Annotated in this window: 20 protein-coding genes, 3 tRNA genes and 1 pseudogene; 9 read left to right on the forward strand and 15 right to left on the reverse strand. The window is 56.2% G+C overall.

All coding sequences use genetic code 11. From position 1 onward, the window contains the following. Nucleotides 1–8: 8 nt before the first annotated feature. The 3 genes from uvrA to ACR0JI_RS11790 form a co-directional block, all read right to left on the reverse strand. Nucleotides 9–2867 (reverse strand): excinuclease ABC subunit UvrA, encoded by a 2859-nt coding sequence (gene uvrA / locus ACR0JI_RS11780; RefSeq protein ID WP_480493280.1) that lies wholly within the window; start codon nucleotides 2865–2867, stop codon nucleotides 9–11. 177 nt (nucleotides 2868–3044) lie between these two features. Further along, a tRNA-Asp gene (locus ACR0JI_RS11785) sits at nucleotides 3045–3121 on the reverse strand. A gap of 45 nt (nucleotides 3122–3166) precedes the next feature. Next, nucleotides 3167–3243 (reverse strand) — tRNA-Asp (locus ACR0JI_RS11790). A 181-nt stretch (nucleotides 3244–3424) separates the two neighbouring features. On the opposite strand from ACR0JI_RS11790, the gene ACR0JI_RS11795 reads away from it, so the two are divergent. Next, nucleotides 3425–3499, forward strand: a tRNA-Val gene (locus tag ACR0JI_RS11795). Nucleotides 3500–3637: 138 nt separating this feature from the next. Here ACR0JI_RS11795 and lon read toward each other — a convergent pair. The 3 genes from lon to ACR0JI_RS11810 form a co-directional block, all read right to left on the reverse strand. Continuing rightward, nucleotides 3638–6046: an endopeptidase La gene (lon, locus tag ACR0JI_RS11800; RefSeq protein WP_480493281.1), complete on the reverse strand. Its 2409-nt coding sequence runs from the start codon at nucleotides 6044–6046 to the stop codon at nucleotides 3638–3640. 279 nt (nucleotides 6047–6325) lie between these two features. Next, a complete protein-coding gene (gene tgt / locus ACR0JI_RS11805; RefSeq protein ID WP_480472537.1) occupies nucleotides 6326–7456 on the reverse strand; it encodes a tRNA guanosine(34) transglycosylase Tgt in 1131 nt (376 codons plus the stop codon). Between the two features lie 63 nt (nucleotides 7457–7519). Continuing rightward, a complete protein-coding gene (locus ACR0JI_RS11810) occupies nucleotides 7520–8431 on the reverse strand; it encodes a nucleoside hydrolase (protein ID WP_480472535.1) in 912 nt (303 codons plus the stop codon). A gap of 175 nt (nucleotides 8432–8606) precedes the next feature. Here ACR0JI_RS11810 and ACR0JI_RS11815 point away from each other — a divergent pair, with 175 nt between their 5' ends. The 3 genes from ACR0JI_RS11815 to ACR0JI_RS11825 all read left to right on the forward strand — a co-directional run bounded on the left by ACR0JI_RS11815 (nucleotide 8607) and on the right by ACR0JI_RS11825 (nucleotide 10232). Further along, nucleotides 8607–9497 (forward strand): SPFH domain-containing protein, encoded by an 891-nt coding sequence (locus tag ACR0JI_RS11815; protein WP_480472533.1) that lies wholly within the window; start codon nucleotides 8607–8609, stop codon nucleotides 9495–9497. Then, entirely contained in the window at nucleotides 9497–9775 is a 279-nt protein-coding gene (locus ACR0JI_RS11820) for an NfeD family protein (protein ID WP_267364499.1), read from the forward strand. The genes ACR0JI_RS11815 and ACR0JI_RS11820 overlap by 1 nt, the downstream gene beginning before the upstream one ends. A gap of 94 nt (nucleotides 9776–9869) precedes the next feature. After that, on the forward strand, nucleotides 9870–10232 hold the full coding sequence (locus ACR0JI_RS11825; RefSeq protein WP_480493282.1) for an SUF system Fe-S cluster assembly protein: 363 nt from the start codon (nucleotides 9870–9872) through the stop codon (nucleotides 10230–10232). Between the two features lie 230 nt (nucleotides 10233–10462). On the opposite strand, the gene ACR0JI_RS11830 is transcribed toward ACR0JI_RS11825, so the two are convergent. After that, a complete protein-coding gene (locus ACR0JI_RS11830) occupies nucleotides 10463–10804 on the reverse strand; it encodes a hypothetical protein (RefSeq protein WP_480493284.1) in 342 nt (113 codons plus the stop codon). A 217-nt stretch (nucleotides 10805–11021) separates the two neighbouring features. On the opposite strand from ACR0JI_RS11830, the gene ACR0JI_RS11835 reads away from it, so the two are divergent. Together ACR0JI_RS11835 and tpiA are read left to right on the forward strand one after the other, a co-directional pair. Beyond that, nucleotides 11022–11387, forward strand: coding sequence for a HesB/IscA family protein (locus ACR0JI_RS11835; protein WP_480476725.1), 366 nt, complete (start codon nucleotides 11022–11024; stop codon nucleotides 11385–11387). Nucleotides 11388–11535: 148 nt separating this feature from the next. Next, nucleotides 11536–12285 carry a triose-phosphate isomerase gene (gene tpiA, locus ACR0JI_RS11840; protein ID WP_480472529.1) on the forward strand — a complete coding sequence of 250 codons (750 nt, stop codon included), beginning with the start codon at nucleotides 11536–11538 and terminating at the stop codon, nucleotides 12283–12285. Nucleotides 12286–12294: 9 nt separating this feature from the next. Here the strand turns inward: tpiA and ACR0JI_RS11845 are convergent, their stop codons facing one another. The 7 genes from ACR0JI_RS11845 to ACR0JI_RS11875 all read right to left on the reverse strand — a co-directional run bounded on the left by ACR0JI_RS11845 (nucleotide 12295) and on the right by ACR0JI_RS11875 (nucleotide 19689). Then, nucleotides 12295–12741 (reverse strand): nucleoside deaminase, encoded by a 447-nt coding sequence (locus ACR0JI_RS11845; protein WP_480493286.1) that lies wholly within the window; start codon nucleotides 12739–12741, stop codon nucleotides 12295–12297. Between the two features lie 65 nt (nucleotides 12742–12806). After that, on the reverse strand, nucleotides 12807–13118 hold the full coding sequence (locus tag ACR0JI_RS11850) for a DMT family transporter (protein ID WP_480493288.1): 312 nt from the start codon (nucleotides 13116–13118) through the stop codon (nucleotides 12807–12809). Nucleotides 13119–13270: 152 nt separating this feature from the next. Next, nucleotides 13271–14647 carry a TRAP transporter large permease gene (locus ACR0JI_RS11855; protein ID WP_480493290.1) on the reverse strand — a complete coding sequence of 459 codons (1377 nt, stop codon included), beginning with the start codon at nucleotides 14645–14647 and terminating at the stop codon, nucleotides 13271–13273. Continuing rightward, the gene (locus ACR0JI_RS11860) at nucleotides 14647–15324 is read right to left on the reverse strand and encodes a TRAP transporter small permease (protein WP_480493292.1); all 678 of its coding nucleotides are present in this window, start codon (nucleotides 15322–15324) and stop codon (nucleotides 14647–14649) included. Before ACR0JI_RS11860 ends, ACR0JI_RS11855 begins: the two co-directional genes overlap by 1 nt. Nucleotides 15325–15440: 116 nt before the next feature. After that, nucleotides 15441–16442 (reverse strand): DctP family TRAP transporter solute-binding subunit, encoded by a 1002-nt coding sequence (locus ACR0JI_RS11865; RefSeq protein WP_480472519.1) that lies wholly within the window; start codon nucleotides 16440–16442, stop codon nucleotides 15441–15443. A gap of 287 nt (nucleotides 16443–16729) precedes the next feature. After that, nucleotides 16730–17959, reverse strand: coding sequence for a sigma-54-dependent transcriptional regulator (locus ACR0JI_RS11870; protein WP_480472517.1), 1230 nt, complete (start codon nucleotides 17957–17959; stop codon nucleotides 16730–16732). Next, nucleotides 17956–19689, reverse strand: coding sequence for a sensor histidine kinase (locus ACR0JI_RS11875; protein WP_480493294.1), 1734 nt, complete (start codon nucleotides 19687–19689; stop codon nucleotides 17956–17958). Before ACR0JI_RS11875 ends, ACR0JI_RS11870 begins: the two co-directional genes overlap by 4 nt. Before the next feature lie 46 nt (nucleotides 19690–19735). On the opposite strand from ACR0JI_RS11875, the gene ACR0JI_RS11880 reads away from it, so the two are divergent. Continuing rightward, entirely contained in the window at nucleotides 19736–20917 is a 1182-nt protein-coding gene (locus ACR0JI_RS11880) for a cytochrome P450 (protein ID WP_480493296.1), read from the forward strand. Nucleotides 20918–20962: 45 nt separating this feature from the next. On the opposite strand, the gene ACR0JI_RS11885 is transcribed toward ACR0JI_RS11880, so the two are convergent. Further along, entirely contained in the window at nucleotides 20963–21445 is a 483-nt protein-coding gene (locus ACR0JI_RS11885; RefSeq protein WP_480472511.1) for an Lrp/AsnC family transcriptional regulator, read from the reverse strand. Nucleotides 21446–21619: 174 nt separating this feature from the next. On the opposite strand from ACR0JI_RS11885, the pseudogene cobA reads away from it, so the two are divergent. Together cobA and ACR0JI_RS11895 are read left to right on the forward strand one after the other, a co-directional pair. Continuing rightward, nucleotides 21620–22366: pseudogene (gene cobA, locus ACR0JI_RS11890) on the forward strand (uroporphyrinogen-III C-methyltransferase); the annotation flags it as partial. Beyond that, on the forward strand, nucleotides 22366–22680 hold the full coding sequence (locus ACR0JI_RS11895; RefSeq protein WP_480472509.1) for a DUF2849 domain-containing protein: 315 nt from the start codon (nucleotides 22366–22368) through the stop codon (nucleotides 22678–22680). The pseudogene cobA and the gene ACR0JI_RS11895, both read left to right, overlap by 1 nt. Nucleotides 22681–22740: the final 60 nt, after the last annotated feature.

Genomic DNA, 22740 nt, shown 5'->3' on the forward strand with positions numbered 1-22740 from the left:
CTAGGCACTTATTCTGCCGCGACGCGCGCCCCTTTCAGCATCGGCTTCAGGTATCGCCCGGTGTGGCTGCGTTCAACATCGGCTATGTCTTCTGGTGTTCCGGTGGCGACTATTTCGCCACCGCCATCACCACCTTCAGGTCCAATGTCGATGATATGATCCGCAGTTTTGACCACATCCAGATTATGTTCAATCACCACCACAGTATTGCCCTGATCGACAAGTTCATGCAGCACTTCCAACAGCTTGCGCACATCTTCGAAATGCAGACCTGTTGTCGGTTCGTCGAGAATATAGAGCGTTCGCCCGGTTGAACGCTTCGACAGTTCCTTAGACAGCTTTACCCGCTGCGCCTCGCCACCTGACAACGTTGTGGCTTGTTGACCCACCTTGATATAGCCAAGACCCACACGAGCAAGGGCGTCCATCCTGTCCCGGATTGACGGCACGGCCTTGAAGAACTCCTGCGCATCTTCCACTGTCATATCAAGCACATCCGCGATGGATTTGCCCTTGAACTTGATCTCAAGCGTCTCGCGGTTATACCGCGCGCCTTTGCAGGTTTCGCAAGTCACGTAGACATCCGGCAGAAAGTGCATCTCGATCTTGATGACACCGTCACCTTGACAAGCCTCACACCGCCCGCCTTTGACGTTAAAGCTGAAGCGACCGGGTTTGTACCCGCGTGCCTTAGCCTCAGGTAACCCGGCAAACCAATCTCGGATCGGGGTGAAGGCCCCGGTATAAGTCGCCGGGTTTGATCGCGGCGTTCGCCCAATGGGGCGCTGGTCGATGTCGATGACCTTATCGAGGTGTTCCAGCCCCTTGATGGTTTCACAGGGTGCTGGTGTCTGACGCGCCCCGTTCAGCCGCATTGACGCGGTTTTGAACAATGTCTCAATCGTGAGGGTGGATTTACCACCTCCCGACACACCTGTGACGCAAACGAATTTGCCCAAGGGGAAGTCGGCTGTGACATTCTTCAGGTTGTTGCCCGTGGCTTTGACCACCGTGACTTTCTGCTTTTTGCCTTTACGGCGCTGTACCGGAACTGCGATTTCACGCGTTCCTGCAAGGTACTGCCCGGTAATGGAGGCCGCATCCGCCGCGATTTGCGCAGGCGTTCCATGACTGACCACCTGCCCGCCATGTACACCTGCTCCCGGACCGATATCGAAAACATAGTCAGCTTCACGGATGGCTTCCTCGTCATGTTCTACAACGATCACCGTATTGCCCTGATCCCTCAGGTTCTTGAGCGTACCCAGAAGCCGGTCATTGTCTCGCTGATGCAGCCCGATCGAAGGCTCATCCAAAACATAGAGAACCCCGGTCAGCCCCGAGCCGATCTGACTGGCCAGACGAATACGCTGGCTCTCGCCACCTGACAGTGTTCCGCTTGAACGGGACAGCGTAAGATATTCCAAACCAACGTTATTCAGGAAACCGAGTCGCTCGCGAATCTCCTTGAGAATGGCGCGGGCAATTTCGTTTTTCTGGGCGCTCAGGTGGTTGGGCGCGTCTTCGATCCACGCCAAAGCCTCACGGATCGACATCTGCACCACCTGCCCCACATGCAGCCCGGCGATCTTTACCGCCAGCGCTTCGGCCCGAAGCCTGTAACCTTCGCAGGCGCCGCAGGGACGATTGTTTTGATATCGTTCAAATTCCTCACGAATCCATGCGCTGTCGGTTTCGCGGTACCGGCGTTCCATATTCGGGATCACGCCTTCAAAACTGCGGGTCACCTGATAGACGCGCCCACCTTCATCGTACCGGAACTGAATTTCATCATCCCCGGACCCACGCAGAAAGACCTCCTGCACATTATAAGGCAGGTCTTTCCAGGGCGTGTTCTTGTCAAACTCGTAATGGCGCGCAATGGCCTCGATTGTTTGTAGGAAATAAGGGGATTTACCCTTGCGCCACGGTGCCAAAGCACCATCGTAGAGTTTCAGCGTCTGGTCCGGCACCACCAGGCGTTCATCGAAAAACAACTCAACTCCAAGACCGTCACAATCCGGGCAGGCACCGAAGGGCGCGTTGAACGAAAACAGGCGTGGTTCGATTTCGGGAATGGTGAAACCGCTGACCGGGCAGGCAAAATTCTCGCTGAATGTGATGCGTTCCGGATCACCCACACGCGGGGCAGTTTCCAATATGGCAATCCCGTCCGCCAGATCCAGAGCGGTGCGCAGGCTGTCGGCCAGGCGCGTTTCCATACCTTCCCGCACAACCAGTCGATCAACAACCACATCGATATCGTGACGGAATTTCTTATCCAATACAGGCGGTTGATCCAGTTCGTAGAACTCTCCGTCCACCTTGACGCGCTGGAAACCCTGTTTGCGCAGCTCCAGGAATTCTTTTTTGTACTCACCCTTCCGATCGCGCACGATGGGGGCCAGAAGATAACCGCGCGTACCGTCTTCCATTGTCATGATCCGGTCGACCATGTCCTGCACCTGCTGCGCCTCAATCGGTTGCCCGGTGGCTGGGCTGTAGGGCGTTCCGGCGCGGGCAAACAGCAGACGCAGATAGTCATAGATCTCGGTTACCGTGCCCACAGTTGAACGCGGGTTCTTGGACGTCGTCTTTTGTTCAATCGAAATTGCCGGAGACAGGCCGCTGATATGATCGACATCCGGTTTTTCCATCATATCCAGGAACTGCCGGGCATAGGCCGAAAGGCTTTCGACATACCGGCGCTGGCCTTCTGCATAGATGGTGTCAAACGCCAATGAGGACTTCCCCGAACCCGACAATCCAGTTATGACCACCAACTGATCCCGAGGGATATCAACGTCTATACCTTTGAGGTTATGTTCGCGCGCGCCGCGCACCTCGATATTCTTCAGCTCAGCCATATGCGGCCCCCAACAAACAAGTGGTTAAGAGATAGGCGAGCCAGACCAAGACTCCAACAGAAAAGTTAGAACATTTAGTGAACAGTCGAATTTTCGCCGATCAAAACCTGCAATGAACACAGGATTGACTAAAGGTGCCTAAAAAGGCGCAACCCTTGATCTGTTAGAGGAGGAAAATGGCGCGGTTGACGGGGCTCGAACCCGCGACCCCCGGCGTGACAGGCCGGTACTCTAACCAACTGAGCTACAACCGCGCATCTATTTTCGTGGCCTTTAACCTGGACCAAGGATGGCAGCGATGGCGCGGTTGACGGGGCTCGAACCCGCGACCCCCGGCGTGACAGGCCGGTACTCTAACCAACTGAGCTACAACCGCCCGCTGCAAGTTCATTGCTGAACGTTTGGGTGTATTATGGCTACGCTCGGGCAGCGTCAAGCGGCGTTTTCAAGTTTTTTGTCAGATTCCAGATTTTTGTATACGGCGCGATTTTTTGCGGATGCCGCGGGTTCTATTTCCCTTGCAGCCAACCTTCGGGAAAGATATCACCCCGTCCCATGGGTGATTAGCTCAGTGGTAGAGCGCTTCGTTCACATCGAAGATGTCAGCGGTTCAAATCCGTTATCACCCACCATTTTCAAAGCTCGCCGATGCCCAAAATGATACACTGGTTTCATCCAGCGTTTTGGCGCTGCATGTTACAGTTTTCACTACATCCCTCGACAAATAAAGGCGAAGCTATTGCTTCGCCTTTATTTGATTTTCCAAAGACTTAATGCGCGGTTGCGGAAGGTCCGGTATTACCGGTCGACGCGGCCGCCGCTGCTGCGGCCTCTTCCGCGGCTTCATCCCACTCGATCGGTTCAGGTTTGCGCACCAATGCGTGTTCCAGAACTTCCGAGACATGTTTGACCGGGATGATCTTCAGCCCTTCTTTGACGTTGTCCGGGATATCCGCGAGATCCTTTTCATTCTCTTCCGGGATCAGAACGGTCTTTATCCCACCACGCAGCGCGGCCAGTAGCTTTTCTTTCAATCCACCAATCGGCATCGCATTCCCGCGCAGTGAGACTTCGCCGGTCATCGCGATGTCTTTCCGAACCGGAATACCGGTCAGAACCGAGACAATCGACGTGACCATGGCCAGACCTGCCGATGGGCCATCCTTGGGTGTCGCGCCATCCGGCACGTGAACGTGAATGTCGATCTTGTCAAACTGCGGCGGCTTTACCCCGATCTGAGGTGAAATCGAACGCACATAGGACGAAGCGGCGTCGATGGATTCCTTCATCACATCGCCCAGCTTACCGGTCGTCTTCATCCGCCCTTTGCCGGGCAGTTTCAACGCTTCGATATGCAGCAGGTCGCCACCCACTGACGTCCAGGCAAGACCGGTGACAACACCAACCTGATCGTCCTGCTCGGCCAGACCGTAACGGAATTTCGGCACGCCCAGGAAATCTTGCAGGTTTTCGGGTGTAACCTTAACGGTTTCTGCATCCTTCTTGATGATCTTGGTCAGCGACTTGCGCGCGACCTTGGCGATTTCACGTTCAAGGTTCCGTACACCCGCCTCGCGGGTATAGGTGCGGATGATCTTTTGCAGCGCCTCATCGGTCAGTTCGAATTCCTTGGCTTTCAAACCATGGTTCTTGACCTGTTTGCTGATCAGGTGCTGCTTGGCGATCTCACGCTTTTCGTCCTCTGTGTAACCGGCCAACGGGATGATCTCCATCCGGTCAAGCAAAGGCCCGGGCATGTTGTAGCTGTTCGACGTGGTCAGGAACATCACGTTGGACAGGTCATATTCAACCTCAAGATAATGGTCCATGAACGTGTTGTTCTGTTCCGGGTCCAGCACCTCAAGCATCGCGGATGCTGGGTCGCCCCGGAAATCCTGTCCCATCTTGTCGATTTCATCCAACAAAATCAGCGGGTTCGTGGTCTTCGCCTTTTTCAACGCCTGAATGATTTTGCCGGGCATGGAGCCGATATAGGTCCGACGATGGCCCCGGATCTCGGATTCGTCTCGAACACCACCCAGTGAGATGCGAATGAACTCACGCCCGGTAGCTTTGGCAACCGACTTACCCAGCGAGGTCTTGCCCACGCCCGGAGGGCCGACAAGGCAAAGAATCGGCCCTTTCAGCTTTTTCGAGCGCTGCTGAACCGCGAGGTATTCAACGATCCGTTCCTTGACCTTCTCAAGCCCATAATGGTCCGCGTCCAGAATCTCCTGCGCGCGGCCCAGATCCTTTTTGACACGGGATTTAGTGCCCCAAGGCAGAGCAAGAATCCAATCCAGATAGTTGCGCACAACTGTGGCTTCGGCCGACATAGGTGACATGTTCTTGAGCTTCTTAAGCTCACCCTCGGCCTTTTCCCGCGCTTCTTTCGACAGCTTGGTTTCGGCGATTTTGGCTTCCAATTCAGCAACTTCGTTGCTGCCGTCCTCGCCATCGCCAAGTTCCTTCTGAATGGCCTTCATCTGCTCATTCAGATAATACTCACGCTGCGTCTTCTCCATCTGGGATTTGACACGGGTCTTGATCTTCTTCTCGACCTGCAGAACAGACATCTCGCCCTGCATCAGGCCATAGACCTTCTCAAGCCGCTCGCTGACGCTGAGGGTTTCCAGAAGCTCCTGCTTTTGTTCGACTTCTATGCCCAGATGCCCGGACACAAGGTCGGCCAGCTTGGCAGGCTCGGTGGTATCGCCTACTGCGGTCAGTGCCTCTTCGGGGATGTTCTTGCGCACTTTGGCGTAACGCTCGAACTCATCCGCGACAGTGCGCAACAGCGCTTCGGTCGTGGTGACGTCGCCGGGAATTTCGGTCAGGTATTCCGCGCGGGCTTCGAAAAACTCTTCGTTTTCAAGAAACTCGGTGATCTGAACGCGCGCCTGCCCTTCGACCAGCACCTTTACTGTGCCATCGGGCAGCTTCAAAAGTTGCAGCACATTGGCCAGAACGCCGGTGCGGTAGATGCCTTCTTCATCCGGATCGTCAACACCGGGATCGATCTGGCTGGACAACAGAATTTGCTTGTCATCCTGCATCACCTCTTCCAGCGCGCGGACCGATTTGTCACGGCCTACGAAAAGCGGCACGATCATATGTGGGAACACCACAATATCGCGCAGCGGCAGGACGGGGTAGGAGGAATTCAGAGGCTCTTGCATGCTCTATCCTTATCGTTGGCAAGACGGAACTTGTCCCTCATCGAGGCAACATTTGTCCGTCTCCTGTCTTGGACGATAAAGGTGGGGCCTCATCGCCCATTTTCAACCTTACCGCCATGTATCACCAATCAGAATGAACCGAGGTTTGGCGGACTGCAAGGCGTGCCGGGAACATATCCACCAAAATAGTAGAATACGCCCCGGTCTTGCGCGATCAGTCGCCAGAAAACAGCCCGGCTGTGCAGAATTGCCCGTTTTCGCCTTGGAGGGGGCAAAACATCACAGCGGTTCGATATCCCCCTGCGCGCGCTGCGCGTGGAAATCGGCTTGCCAGACTTCGAACGCACCCGCGGCAATCGCGTCGCGCATGCCGGCCATGATCTCCTGAAAATAATGCAGGTTATGCCATGTCAGCAACATGCCGGAAATCATCTCATTCGCACGGAACACGTGGTGCAGGTAAGCGCGGGAATAATTAGAACAGGCTGGGCAAGTGCACTGCTCGTCCAGCGGCCGCGGATCGTCTACGTGACGGGCATTCTTGATGTTCACCACGCCGTAGCGGGTGAAAACCTGCCCTGTACGCCCGGACCGCGAGGGCAACACACAGTCCATCATGTCGATCCCGCGGGCAACAGCACCGACGATATCGTCGGGCTTGCCGACGCCCATCAGATAGCGCGGCTTGTCCGATGGCAGGAAATCGGGGGCATAGTCGAGGCAAGAGAACATGGCCTCCTGCCCTTCGCCGACGGCCAGGCCACCAACCGCATAGCCTTCGAAACCAATAGATTTCAAAGCCTTGGCGCTTTCTTCTCGCAGGTCTTTTTCCAGCCCACCTTGCATGATGCCAAACAGCGCATGCCCCGGACGATCGCCAAACGCATCGCGCGACCGTTCCGCCCAACGCATCGACAGGCGCATCGACTCGGCAATGCGGTCACGATCCGCTGGCAGCGCAGGGCATTCATCGAAACACATGACAATGTCCGAGCCCAACAGGCGCTGGATCTCCATCGACCGTTCCGGCGTCAATTCGTGCTTTGACCCGTCAATATGGGATTTGAAGGTCACGCCCTTTTCAGTCAGCTTGCGCAATCCGGCCAGCGACATGACCTGAAATCCGCCGGAATCTGTCAGAATGGGCCGATCCCAGTTCATGAACTTGTGCAGTCCACCCAGTCGATCAATACGCTCAGCGGTCGGACGCAGCATCAGGTGATAGGTGTTCCCCAGCAGGATGTCTGCCCCCGTCGCGCGAACGCTTTCCGGCATCATCGCCTTGACCGTTGCCGCAGTGCCAACCGGCATAAAGGCAGGCGTTCTCACGTCGCCGCGTGGTGTGCTGATCACACCGGTCCGGGCTTTGCCGTCTGTGGCTTTCAGATCAAAAGAAAACTGTTGGGTCATGTCATCGCCTCGGGTCGCCGAACCGGGCAGGCTTTGCCCGATCCGGTCGGTCTTTGCAACCCGTCAGGGTAGCGAGGCAACACGGTCTGTAAACAGTTGAACAACCCCTGCCCCATCCACGTCGCGGCAGACCCGAACTGCGGGACGTTCCGGATCAGGTCGCGTCGCACCCTTCTGGTCGCCTTCGGTGACAACCCGCAGACCCGTTTCGACCATGTCAAACATAGCACCATGAGAACAAGCAATCACAGCCGTCGAATCGTGCAGGCCGCAGCCCTCCAGACCACCGACGTCCTTGTAGAACTTCAGGTAAAAGCGAGAGATATCTCGCAGAAAGGACCCCATGTCAGGTGATCGCATTGCCAGGCTTTCGAAATCTGCAGTCTCGTAGAGCGTTTTCAGCGTGACATCCAAGCCGACCAGTACGGTTTCCGGCGGTGTGGCAAAGACCTCTTCAGCGGCAATCGCATCATGATAGATGTTGGCCTCGGCATGTACTGTAATATTACCAGGGCAGTACACCGCCCCGCCCATAATCACCAAACGCCCCAGATTGTCGGCGAATTCCGGATCCAGACGAATGGCGTTGGCGATGTTGGTCAGGGGGCCCACGGCGCACACCACCAGCTCTTTCTTGTGGGTTCGCGCCATATCAACCAGAAATTCAGCAGCCGGCAGGGCGTGGTTGCTTCCAATTTCGGGAATGTCAGTCAGGTCACCGAATCCTTCGGGACCATGCACATGTTCGGAGGGCGAATGCGTATCGGCACCCAAGGCAACCGCAGCCCCTTCCGCGACAGGCAGATCCAGACCCAGCTTATCAAGCAGGAACCGGGCATTGCGGCTGGATTGGTGAACATGCGTGTTTCCGAACACGGTGGTCAGGCCGATCAGCTCGATCTCGGGCGCTGCGGCGGCATAGGCGATTGCCATGGCATCATCGATGCCAGGATCTGTATCGATTATCAGTTTCATCCAAGCCCGATACCGCAAACAATTAGGGATGCAAAGCGGTCACAGCACTATTTTTCGATACAGCGTTTTACTATTGGAGCATTTGCATGGGGCTGCTTTCCACTCATACCAGAGTTGAAATCGGGCGACTCAATCGCCACATGTATACTATAGTACACAAAAACAAGAGGACAGTATGACCGAAGACCAAATCATCGGATTGCTTTCGTCAAACATCATTTACCTGCTGGCTGCGGTGCTGGTAATTGTTATCATTTTCAAAGGCATCAAGATTGTGCCTCAGTCCGAAAAATACGTAGTTGAACGGTTTGGGCGCCTGCATTCCGTGCTTGGCCCCGGCATCAACTTTATTGTTCCGCTACTGGACATTGCGCGTCACAAGATCTCGATCCTGGAACGCCAGCTGCCAAACGCGACGCAGGACGCAATCACCAAGGACAACGTTCTGGTGCAGATCGATACATCGGTCTTCTACCGTATTCTCGAACCTGAAAAGACGGTCTACCGAATTCGCGACGTAGATGGCGCGATTGCCACCACTGTCGCCGGGATCGTTCGCGCCGAGATTGGTAAGATGGATCTGGATGAGGTTCAGTCGAACCGGTCCCAACTGATCACGCGTATTCAGGAAAGCGTTGAAACAGCTGTCGATGACTGGGGTATCGAAGTCACCCGCGCCGAGATTCTGGACGTAAATCTGGATCAGGCCACCCGTGACGCCATGCTGCAACAGCTGAACGCCGAACGAGCCCGCCGCGCACAGGTGACAGAAGCCGAGGGCAAGAAACGCGCAGTCGAGCTGCATGCCGACGCCGAGCTTTATGCGGCGGAACAAACCGCCAAGGCGCGGCGCATTCAGGCCGAAGCCGAAGCTTATGCCACTGGTGTGGTCGCCAAGGCCATTCAGGATAACGGCATTGAAGCGGCCCAGTATCAGGTTGCCTTGAAACAGGTTGAAGCCCTGAACGCGCTTGGAAACGGTACTGGCAAGCAAACCATTGTTGTGCCTGCCAACGCACTGGAAGCCTTTGGTGACGCGTTCAAAATGTTAAAAGGAGGAAAGTGATGGCTGACCCCTTCTGGTTGACCTGGTGGATCTGGCTGGCCGCCGCATTGGCGCTGGGTATCCTTGAGATTTTCCTGCCCGGTTTCATCTTTCTGGGCTTTGCAATCGGAGCCGCAGTCACGGGGCTTATCCTTGCCGTACCCGGAATGGCTCTGTCTTTGAATGTATTGGCGCTGATCTTTGCAGTGATGTCACTGATTGCATGGCTTGTTTTGCGGAAACTGTTTGCGTTGCCGAACGGTCAGGTCAAAACTTTCAACCACGACATCAACGACTAAATTGCCGCGGCGCCCCAATCGGCGCCGCCGCCCTACTGGACGCTGTTGCGGCTATTCCCTATATAATCACTCAGGCAACTGACCCGAGGCAAAGATGACCCACCCGAGCGAACAGTTTGAAGGCACGCCGCTGATTGCGCCGTCAACCATTGAGCACCCCCTGTACGAGCCCGTGGTCGAGGCGTGCCGCACGGTCTATGACCCGGAAATCCCTGTAAATATCTATGACCTCGGCCTGATCTACACGGTCGACATTTCATCGGACAACGCCGTGAAGGTGATCATGACCCTGACGGCCCCTGGATGCCCGGTTGCAGGCGACATGCCCGGATGGATCATGGAAGCGATCGAGCCTGTTGCAGGCGTCAAAGAGGTCGACGTGGAGCTGACCTGGGAGCCGCCCTGGGGTATGGAGATGATGTCAGACGAAGCACGTCTGGAACTGGGGTTTATGTAGGCACCCACCACAGTTTCCCGGCTATTTGTCACAAAACATTGGCGTTTTTGTTACCTGCTCGTGCTGTCCTTGTCACAATGATACGGGAAAAGGCCTGCGGACGGCATCAATTGGTGCCGTACTTCGGGCCAGACATGATTTGACCGCCCCCCGAGTTCCGGCCCCGAAATACGGACCGTTCTTGCCCGAGAACGGTCCTTTTCTTATCCAGATCACCAATCGTCGGGTAATCAGTTCAAGTTGCAGGTCTTTTTGATTTCCGCAGATCTGGCATCTAGTTGATTGATGTAGTCCCCCGATAGCATTTGCAGCCGTTTGTGCTCGGTTCCCGTCACCAGCCCCAAAAGTGCTCCGGCGGGGGTAATGGCGGCAACGCTTTCCAACTGTTGGTCCTGTGCGTGTTTCCTCTCGGCCGCGATGGCGCGCAGATCGCCCTCGGCGGTCGCGCAGTTTACCGGATGCCTCTCTCCATCATTGGCGGCCACCGCACCATCCGGGACAAACAGAAGAACTGCAATGGTAAGTACCGCTCCCAACAAGACTGGATTAAAAATTGCCTTTAATCTCTTCACAATATTATCCTTTCCGATGTTTCCATAATGCGAACCGTTTTGGAGATTGACCAGCTTAAACCTATTCAGCTCCACGGTTTAACGGTCGGGTGTTTTCAGCGAACCCATACTGTATGCCGGGTTGTTTCATCCTGATAAAACTCTTTATAACACACCGTCTTGAGCCTTGGCCCCCTGAGCCCTAGATTAAATGCAACGCGCGACAACGGAGACTTACATGTTCGGCATTCCCGGCAAACAGGCTGTGACCATGACGCCCAAAGCCGCAGAGCAAATTACCCGCCTGATGAACTCGGGTGGCCACGTCGGCTTGCGCATTGGCGTAAAGAAAGGCGGCTGTGCGGGCATGGAATATACCATGGAATATGTCGATCAGGCCGATCCACACGACGAAGTCGTTGAACAGGATGGTGCACGCGTCATGATCGCACCAATGGCGCAGATGTTTCTGTTCGGGACTGAAATCGATTACGAGGTGTCGTTGCTGGAATCAGGTTTCAAGTTCAGGAACCCGAATGTCGTCGACGCTTGCGGTTGCGGTGAATCCATCAAATTCGATGAGAGCATCGTGCAGAAATCCTAGTTTGCGCCGGGTAATCCTGTGACTCGGGCCCGACCGAACGCCGTGCGTCGATCAAAGCGCGCGAACCCACCCGATCAGTGGAATTGTAAGATCGTGCCGACAATGCTATCCGCATCTTAAATCATCGAATGATCAGGGAGATACGGGTATGCGGCGCAAGCTTGCGGCAGGAAACTGGAAAATGAACGGAACCGGTGCTGCGCTGAGCGAGCTTGAAGCACTGTGCAAGTCCCACCCAGACGCTTCTGTCGATATCCTGATCTGCCCTCCGGCAACATTGCTCAGCCGCGCGGCAGACACCGTACGCGGGTCAGCAGTTACTGTTGGCGGGCAGGATTGCCACGCGGCAAGCGCAGGCGCGTATACAGGCGATATCAGCGCTGAGATGCTGCTGGACGCGGGCGCGACATCAGTCATCCTGGGTCATTCCGAACGGCGCGTGGACCATGAAGAGCATGACGAGGATATACGCGCCAAGGCCCGTGCAGCGATGGACGCGGGGTTAAAAGCGATCATTTGCGTTGGCGAAAGCCTGGAACAGCGCGAGGCGGCCAATACGCTCGACATAATCGGCGGTCAGATGTCGGGGTCGATCCCGGATCAGGCAACCGGCGAGAACCTGATTATTGCCTATGAACCGATCTGGGCCATAGGCACTGGCAAGGTTCCAACGCTTGATGAGATCGGAGAGGTTCACGACTTCATCCGCGCCCGGCTAGAGCGTCGCTTTGGCGAAGGAGTGGGTCGCTCTGTCCGTCTTCTGTATGGCGGGTCGGTCAAACCCTCCAACGCGGCGGAGATCTTTGCGGTTTCAAATGTCGATGGTGCGCTTGTGGGCGGCGCCAGCCTGAAGGCCGGGGATTTCACGGGCATTATTCAGGCGCTGGAGAGCGTCTAGGTTTCGCCTTTACTCGGCAATATCTTCCGCCCAAAGCTCTGGCTTTTCTTCGATGAACCGCTGCATCAGTGCGATGCAGTCGGGATCGTTGGCTATCACCACGTCGACGCCGCGGTCGCGCAGGAAGTCTTCGTTGCCACCAAAATTCTGGGTATCGCCGATCACCACTCGCGGGATACCAAACTGAACGATAGTGCCGGAACACATCATGCAAGGTGACAAAGACGTGTAAAGAACCGTGTCGCGATAGGTTTTCTGACGCCCGGCTTTGCGCAAAGCATCCATTTCCCCATGTGCGATCGGATCGCCGCCCTGCACACGTTGATTGCGCCCTTGTGAAACAATTTCGCCACCCCGCGCCAGAACTGACCCGATGGGGCATCCACCTTCATCAAACCCGGCTTTGGCCTCGTCATAAGCGACGCGCAGCAGGCGCTTGTCGGTCTCGGTCAGCATTCCGGTCTCCATTTCCCGTGTTTTCCGAACCCTGCCCAAGCAAAATGGCTTGGTCAATAAAATGCTCACGCCAGCTTCATCAGGATAAGACCTGACACAATCAGAAGAGCCGCCAGAATCCGCGCAGGGCTAAGGGCTTCGCCCAGAAACAGGATACCTACACAGAACGCCCCCACAGCCCCGATACCGGTCCAGATGGTATAAGCCGTGCCCAACGGCAGGTCGCGCATCGCCAGCGCCAACAGGCCGAAAGAGCCGATCATCGAAAGACCCATCAAGGCAGTAGGCCACAATCGGGTGAAACCAGCCGATTGCTTCATGGCTACCGCCCAGACGATTTCCAACAAGCCAGCAAAAAGAAGAAATATCCAAGACATAAGACAACCTCGTATCCGTTCGGGTCGTCCCGAAAGATGTCCCATAATGGGGAGGTCGTCCTCTGAACCCTAGTTAAGCTCTTGATGCCGGGGTTCAAGATACGAAAAGCCGGGCGGTCGGAACCGCCCGGCTGCGTACATTGTCAAACCACTTAATTGGTTATGATTTCCGGCCCCATGAAGGTGTTGGGTAGGAAGGTCGATATCCACGGAATATACGTCACCATAATCAGGAAGACGAAGAGAACGGCAAGGAACGGCAGCGCTGCCCTCACAACGCTCATCATCGGCATTCCCGCAACGCCCGAAGTTACGAACAGGTTCAGACCGACCGGAGGCGTAATCATTCCGATTTCCATGTTCACCACCATGATAATGCCCAGATGGATCGGATCGATGCCCAACTCGATGGCAATCGGGAACACCAGCGGTGCAACGATCACCAGCAGGCCCGACGGCTCCATAAACTGACCACCGATCAGCAGGATCACGTTCACAACGATCAGGAACGCCACCGGCCCTAGCCCTGCGGTCAGCATCGCCTCGGCGATGTGCTGCGGAACCTGTTCGTCTGTCAGAACATGCTTAAGGATCAGCGCGTTGGCGATCACGAACAACAGTGTCACCGTCAGCTTGCCCGCCTCGAACAGAGTATGCTTAGTATCCGGGTGAAAGAACGCCGTGACCAATGCGTAAGGTTTTTTCAGAAGCGGCAGGTTCGGTGCGTCCCCTTCCGTACTCAGCGGCCCCATGTCCTTGTAAACGAAACTGGCGATGAAGAAGGCATAGACGGCAGCAACAGCGGCAGCCTCAGTCGGGGTAAAGATACCCCCATAAATGCCACCCAGAATGATAACGATCAGGAACAGGCCCCAACCGGCCTCGCGAGCCGAGGTAAAGACCTCACCCCACCCCTTCCATTCACCCTTGGGCAGGTTCTTGACCTTTGCCATGACATAGATGGTGATCATCAGCATGAAGCCAGCCATCAGACCGGGAATAACGCCAGCCAGGAACATGCGCCCAACCGAAACTTCGACGGCGGCGGCATACACAACCATCACGATGGACGGAGGGATCAGGATGCCCAGCGTACCCGCGTTACAGATCACACCGGCAGCGAACTCTTTGGAATACCCAACCTGGCGCATGCCAGCGATAACGATCGACCCGATAGCCACAACCGTGGCCGGGGATGATCCTGACAACGCGGCAAACAGCATACAGGCAAACACGCCCGCAATCGCCAGACCACCGGGCAGATGCCCCACGCAAGCAATCGAGAAGCGGATGATCCGACGCGCCACACCGCCTGTCGTCATGAAGGACGAAGCCAGTATGAAGAACGGGATTGCCAAAAGGGTGAAATGCCCCTCGAACGCCTCGAACAGCGTGCCTGCGACAGAAGCCAGCGAACTGTCGGAATAGATCAGCAGGAACAGGGTCGAGCTGAGGCCAAGTGCAACCGCAATCGGAACCCCGATCAGCAGCAGGCCGATGACCATCGAGAAAAGAAGGATAACGTCCATCAGTCATGCACCCCTTGTTGTGCGCGGACTTCCTCAATCTCGTCCTCGACTTCGTGGCTGGCGACAAGGCGATCGGTCTCACCACGCCAGATTTGAACGGCGACCTGCGTAAACCGGATCACCAGCAGCAGCATGGATACCGGCAGAACCAGGTAAGGTGCGACCTTGGGCAGTTTTTCATACCCTTCGCCATAGTTGATCAGGTCTTCCAGAAAGCGCAGCGGAGCGATCATGGGGATGTCGTCCACCTCGTAGAAACTCTGGCTACGCGCGCCGAAATCAAACCCTGTCGGGAACCAGCGGCCCGATGTTGGCGGCAGATCTGCAAAGACGGCCCAATAGTCATATGCCCCTTTGAGCATCAGCAGCGAAAACATCAGACAGAACCCGACCGAGACCAGCGCCATAATGCGCCTCGGTGCTGGCGCCAGCATGTTCAGGATTGCATCCACGCCCAGATGGGCATGTTTCTTGACCGCATACGACGCGCCCAGCAGCACCAGCCAGCCAAACGTGAACACTGTCAACTCAAGCGCCCATAGGATATTGGAATTAAAGACAAACCGCGCGATCACGTTGGCAAATGTAACGACCGTCATAAGGCCCAAAAGCAACGCGATCAGGGTTTCTTCGATATGGTCGATCAGCCCGCCCTGGCCGGAGTTCGCACCAGACATCTTTTAGTCCCCGCATTTTATTGAAGAGAGAGTTGAGAATGGGGCGGGCCATTTCAGCCCGCCCGGCCTGCGCGTCGAATACTCCCCAGTCCCCGGACGCGCGGTCTTTGACCGGATCAGAACCCGGCGTTGATGGCCTGTGCCGCGTCGATCTTGTCCTGACCCACGTCACCGGCGAATTTGTCCCAAACCGGTTTCATCGCGTCGACCCAGGCCTGACGCTGTTCAGGGGTCAGTTCACGGATGACGCCGCCTGCATCGATGATCGAGGCTTTGGCCGCTTCGTTCACAGCAAAGGCTTCTTTGTTCCGGGTGTCAGTAACTTCGGCCAGAATAGTCAGGAACTGATCCCGCACCGCTGGATCAAGACTGTCCAGCCAGTCCACCGATGTTACGACCAGATAGTCGATGATGCCGTGGTTGGTTTCGGTGATACCGTCCTGCACCTCAAAGAACTTCTTGCCGTAGATGTTCGACCAGGTGTTCTCCTGCCCGTCCACAACGCCTTGTTGCAGCGCGCCATACACTTCCGAGAATGCCATTTTTTGCGGGCTGCCACCAATGGCCTCCATCTGAGCCACCAGCACATCTGACGACTGCACGCGGAATTTCAAACCGTTTGCATCCGACGGATCAACCAAAGCCTTGTTGGCCGACATCTGCTTCATGCCGTTGTGCCAGAACGCCAGCCCTTGCAGGCCGCGGCGCTGCATGCTGTCTTTCATCGCCTGCCCCTCGGCCGAGGCCTGGAACGCGTCTACAGCGTCGACGTTCTTGAACATGAACGGCAGGTCAAACAGGCGGAACTGTTTGGTGAACTTCTCGAACTTCGACAGCGAGGGCGCTGCCAGTTGCACGTCGCCCTGCAACATCGCTTCGAGAACTTTGTCGTCGTTGTAGAGCGTCGAGTTCGGGTAGACCTCGACACACATCGTGCCGTTCATTTCGTCGTTGACCCGCTGCTCCAGCAGCGATGCCGCGATGCCCTTGGGGTGTTTGTCGGTGTTCGTCACATGCGCGAACTTAACGACGATTTCACCTTCGTCGCATGCAGCCATACCAGCCGTTGCGGTTACAGTCAGAGCAAGCGCAGTTGCTGCCGTTGTCAGAAGCTTCATCTGATATCCTCCCAGAGTTCCTTGAAACTTGCAGTCGACGCCGGGTAAGCGCCGTATGGCGTGCAGTGAAGCGACTCAGGGTAAAGCACACAACTTTTGACTGCGATTGCGGAAAATGTCTGATTACATGTTTAATACCAAAGTGTTACAGCTTTGTTGGTTCGGGTTCTGCGCTTCACAGTCCCGAGCCGTGCGAAAACTCGCACATCCTCAGTGCGTCTTGTGCGGAATTCCGCACATATTCCGAATCACTTCATTCGAATCAGAAGTGCCAATCCAGTTCCCGCTCATCTGCGGTAATCCTCGGGACGAATCTGATAGCGCGCCAGCTTGTCGTAAAAGGTCTTGCGCGGCAGCTTCAGCGCCTTGGCCGCATCTGACGCTTTTCCATTGTGGCGGCCCAAAGCTGCAATCAATAGTGACCGCTCGACCCGCGCCATCTGTTCGCTCAACCCCAGATCCGTTGCTTGTGTAACCTCCTCGGGCATTCCAAGAACAAACCGCATCGCTGCTGACATCAGCGAACGGGCGTTGCCCGGCCAGTCGCTGGCCATCAAGGCCGCGAGATGTTCGGACGAAATCTCGGGAATTGCGATGCCAGCCTGTTCGGCCGCTTGCGCCACATAGTGGCGAAAAATCACCGGAATGTCGTCGGGGCGTTCCGCCAATGATGGAACACGCACCCGCATCACATCCAAACGATAGAACAGATCTGCGTTAAACCGCCCTTCAGAACATAAAGCGGACAGATCAGCGGTTGTCCCTGCAATAATACGCCCCCCCGGACCGCGCTCGATGATCTCCAACGCCGCAAACTGCGTGGCTTGGGGCATGGCGGACACTTCGTCCAGAAACAGGGAACCACCCACGGCATCGCCGCAGCTTTGGGCAAGATTATCGGGGCTTAGGCTTGAAGCCGGGCGTTTGACAAAAGGCCCCTGACCAGCGGGCGACATCAGGTGAACCACTTCGGCAACTTTGGATATGCCGCTGCCCGGCGGGCCGGTAACAAGAACTTCGGCCCCAGTCGGTGCAACAGTTCGCACACGATCCCGCAGTGCCTCGGCTTGCGGAGACAGACCAAACAGCAAACGTGCGGCCGGATCCCCCCTTTCAAGTTCAGATTTCAGGTCGCGCTGTTCCAAAACCTGAGTGCGGGCCGCGAATGCGCGTTCAAGAACGTCCATCAGGTCAGACGCAGCGCATGGTTTCTCCAGAAAATCGAACGCGCCTTTTCCCATGGCTTCCACGGCCATTGGAATATCGCCTTCTCCGGTCAAAAGGATCACCGGAAGTTCGGGGTCGATATCCCGAGCATAGGTCAGAAGATGGAAACCATCCCGCCCGGGCATTCGGATGTCCGAAATAATCACACCGGGGAAATCCCGCCGAATATGATCCTTGGCCGCCACAAAAGATCCGGCTGTTGTCGGTGCATAGTCCGCCAGTTCAATGGTTTGCGCCAGTGCCTCGCGAACAGCTGCGTCATCATCGACCAACAGAACCCTGCGCATCATGCTGCCTCTTCTTTTCCATAGGGTTCCAGTTCGACGGTAAACACTGCGCCATCAGTCGTGTTTGCCCCACGGATTTCACCCCCAAAGCTTTGAACCAGACCATATGATATTGAAAGGCCGAGCCCCAGACCTTCAGAGGATCCTACGCTTTTTGTCGAATAAAACGGCTCGAACACACGGTCGGGGTCTTCAATCCCCGGGCCGGTATCCCGCACAGAAACGCGCAACCGGTCTTCTTCGTGCATCACAATCGAAATGTGCCGTTTGGGTCGCCCCAGCATCGCATCCGCCGCGTTATTGATCAGATTAACAAAGACCTGCACCAATCGGACTTCACCCCCCCAAACATAAACCGCAGACTGTCCCGGCTCCCATTCCAGCGTCACATCATCGTCACGCAAACGGGTTTCGGTCAACTCGACGGCGGTTTTCAGAACCTGCACCAGATCGACCCGGCCCATTGGTTCGCTTTCGTTGCGGGCAAACGCGCGCAGATTCTTGATGATCCGGGCCATGCGGGCGGCCATTTCCGAAATACGCCCAAGGTTTTCGCTGGCCCTGTCGCCTTTGCCGCGTTCAAGAAAGGCCGTGCCATTGTCCGCGAATTGCTGGATTGCCATCAAGGGTTGGTTGAGTTCGTGGCTGATCCCCGCCGACATTTGCCCCAATGCGCTGAGTTTACCTGCCTGCACCAGTTCGGCCTGCGCTTTTTTCAGGGCTGCTTCGGCCTCCTGACGTTCTGCAACTTCGCGGCGTAACGCAGTGTTCGCTTGGGTCAATGCACGGGTACGCTCCGCCACCCGGCTTTCCAGAACCATGTTGGCATTAGCCAGCGTCCGTCGCCGCTCCATAGCAAGATACAGCATGGCACCAAACGCCAGACAGATCGCTGCGACCGCCGCCGCCTGCAACCCCGCAAGTCGCCGGGCCGGAGCCACGTCCACCAAAACCTCGGCGGTCATATCGATCACAGGCAGTTCAAGCGTTAGGTGCAACGCATCGCGTGGCAAATACCGCCCCCAGTTCAGCCGCCACAATTCATGCTGGCCGACCCGCGTCGCTGCAAAATCCACCGACGCACCTTCTGGCGGTGTCAGCCCGGACTGGCCAGCCTCGCGGCTCCAGAACAGCAAGTCTGATCGGTTCGAGATGAAGACGACACCGTCAGAATCAACAAAGAACACGGCTTCGGTACTGCCCCGCCAGGTTTGTTCAATGTCCTGGACGTCGGCAACCACCATCACCGCACCTTCGACTTGCCCGGACGGGGAAAAGGCCGGAGCGGCATAGGAATATATCCGGTCGCCACTCTCTGGAACCACCTCATGCGCGGTACCCACCGCACCCTGCATGGCGCGCCTGAACGCTGGATGTGCGGACATGTCTCGCTGTGCCACTGGCTGTGCGGTGACCAGAACCCGACCGCTGCGATCCAGATACATCATGTTGACGGCCGCTGTCTTGTCGGCGACGTCCAGCAACATCGCTTGCGCGTCATGTATTTGTGTCGGTGTATCCAACGCGTGCAAGGCGGGATGTGTCGCCATCAGAACCGCCAGTTCCTGATAGACCTGCATCTGGGTGCTGAGCCGATCCGCCGCCAGTTCAAGGTCAGCTTCGGCCTTGTCACTTAGCTGAGACAGCGCCTGACGATAACCATAAGACCAAACAAAACCTGACAGCAGCCCGACAGCGGACAAAAAACCGACAATGATCCAAACTCTCTGCATAGACAGGGTCTTGCATTCAACGCGGCTCGTGGCAAGTGTGCGTCGCATGAAGTCATTCTCGCAATCCCCGACAGATCCGGGTTTCGTTCAGAACCCGTACCCTTTCTATGATCATGCCCGCACTGCTGGTGATCTGTTCTATTGGCGCGACTACAATATGGTTGCTGCAACGTCCTGTCAGGCGGTGCGGACACTTCTTCGCGACCGCCGGTTTGGGCGGGAAGTTCCGCCTGAATGCGCGACACAGGGCCCTGCCCATCTGGCCCCCTGGCTGGCTATCGAAGCCCACTCGCTGCTTGAAGCCGAACCCCCGCGACATACCCGCCTGAGAGCGCTTGTCATGCGCGCTTTCACGTCGCGGGAAATTTCTGCATTGCAGCCTTCCATTGAATCGCTATGCCACAGTCTTATCGAGGCGTTTCCGAATACACCTTTCGATCTGCTGAGTGCTTATTGCACTCAGGTCCCGGTGGTAACCATCTGTCGACTGTTGGGCGTTCCCGAAGACATGGCGCCCAACCTGTTGCAATGGTCGCATGACATGGTCGCGATGTATCAGGCCAACCGGACGCAGGCGACCGAGGATAAGGCCGCCAAGTCCTCTCAGGAGTTCACGGATTTCCTGTTGGGATACATTAACCAGCGACGCAATGATCCCCGTGACGATTTGATCACCCGGCTTATCAGCGCCGAGGAAGAAGGTGAAAAGCTGACCATCGACGAGTTGGTCGCAACATGCATCTTGCTGCTGAATGCAGGTCACGAAGCAACTGTGCATTCGCTGGCGAACGGTGTGAAAACTCTGTTGCAAACTTATACCTGCCCCGGCGTTCTGGCACCGGACCAGATCGACGCAACGATTGAAGAAATTCTGCGCTATGACCCGCCTTTGCACATGTTCACACGTTATGCATATGAAGACGTTGACATATTTGGGCATTCGTTCAGGCGCGGTGATCAGGTCGCACTATTGCTTGGCGCTGCAAACCGCGACCCTGCTGTCTGGGATGAACCCGAAAGGTTTGTTCCGACGCGCTCGATTGAGGTCAACACAAGTTTTGGCGGAGGCATCCACTTCTGCGTCGGCGCCCCTTTGGCAAGGTTGGAAATGCGCATAGCCCTGCCCATTCTGTTCAATAGCTGCCCGAACCTGCGGCTCGCTACAGAGCCAACCTATTCAGACAGCTATCACTTCCATGGTTTGGAACGGTTAATGGTTCAGGTCTGACCTGTATAAGGCGCGGCTCGATCCGGCGTTGGAAGCACCTGCCTTTTACGCCCCTTCAACCAATGCGTTGAGGGGAAGCATCGTTGTGGACTTGATTTCTTCCATCGACAAAAGCGCGGTCACGTTGTGCACTCGCACCTCCGATATCAGCGACTGGTAGAATTGATCATAGGCGCGCGCGTTCTTGACCCGAACCTTGAGTATATAATCAATGTCACCTGCCAGCCGATGCGCCTCTTGCACCTCGGGGTGATCACGCAACGCCTTAAGGAACTTGCGCTGCCACTCAGCCTCGTGTTCCGATGTGCGGATCAAAACAAAGAAAGTCGCTTCAAACCCGAGCGCTTCGGCATCCAGCAAAACCGTTTGCTGACCTATTATTCCTGCACTCTTGAGCTTGCGTATACGATTCCAGACAGGCGTCTTTGAACTGCCGACCCGAGCCGCTATTTCGTCCAGTGACTGCCCTGCATCGCGTTGCAGCTCGGCCAGAATTTTCCGATCCGTATCATCTATCCGCACCGACATTCCAATTTTCCTTCCACATCGAAGTTTTCGTTCCAAAATTTTCCATTGATGGAACATTTGTCCTTATTTGAGCGTCCATATGGCGCTTTGGTGGGAATATTTCCTATATTGAGGGTCAAGTCAAACCACACCCGAGATGATCCAATGCAGGACGTTCGCACAACAGGCCCCAAAGGACATGTCGACTTTGTCGGCGCAGGTCCGGGCGACCCCGAGTTGCTGACGCTCAAGGCGCTGACCGCGTTTGAGCGGGCTGATGTTGTGCTGCATGACCGCCTTATCAGTGAACCCGTTCTGGACATAGCCGGTCAAAGCGCCGCCTTGGTTGATGTCGGCAAAGCCGGGTTCGGCCCATCCTGGAAGCAAAGTGATATTGACGCGCTTTTGGTCGAATATGCCCTGAATGGTAACCGCGTGGTCCGCCTGAAGTCCGGTGATCCCACTGTCTTTGGCCGTCTGGATGAAGAGATCGAGGCCGTCGAGGCGGCTGGCATTTCGTGGCAGATCGTTCCTGGTATCACAGCGGCCTCTGCCGCAGTGGCTGGCATCGGCCAAAGCCTGACTCAACGCGGTCGAAATTCCTCGGTGCGGTTCCTGACCGGGCACGACATGAAAGGTTTTGCCGATCATGACTGGAATGCCCTGGCACGGGCTGGTTCGGTTGCTGCGATTTATATGGGCAAGAAATCTGCCCGCTTTATCCAGGGTCGCCTGATCATGCATGGCGCCGATCGCGCTACCCCTGTCACGCTGGTCGAAAACGCCTCGCGCCCGAACCAACGGATACTGTCCACCACACTGGATCAACTGCCCGCCGACCTGGCCGCCGCCGAATTGGACGGACCGGCCCTGACATTCTATGGCCTTGCCCCGCGCGAAGCGGCGCAGGCCGTAACCGAATTCAATAAGGAGCTTGCCTGATGGCCCGCGCTTTTACCCCCAAAGTCGTCACCGCAAATGATTTGCTGGTAGGTGACGTCATTTACCAGACCGAAGATGACAGTTGGACGCGTGATCTGTCCCAAGCGGAACTGATAACTGACGAAGCACATGCACAGGTGCGTCTGCTGGATGCGGCGCGTCAGGCAAATAAAGTCGTTGGCGCCTATCTGGCCGATGCCGTTGCTGGCAAGAACGGCCCCGAGCCCACCCATTTTCGGGAAGATTTCCGCCGGACTGGTCCGTCCAACTATGCCCACGGCAAACAGGAAACTTCCCCGCAGCCCCGGGCCTGACCTCTGGCCATATCTCTCCCCTTCAAGGCCCCTAGGTTCGGGGCTGCAAACAAGGACAGC

The sequence above is a fragment of the Ruegeria sp. N10 genome, from assembly GCF_056531545.1.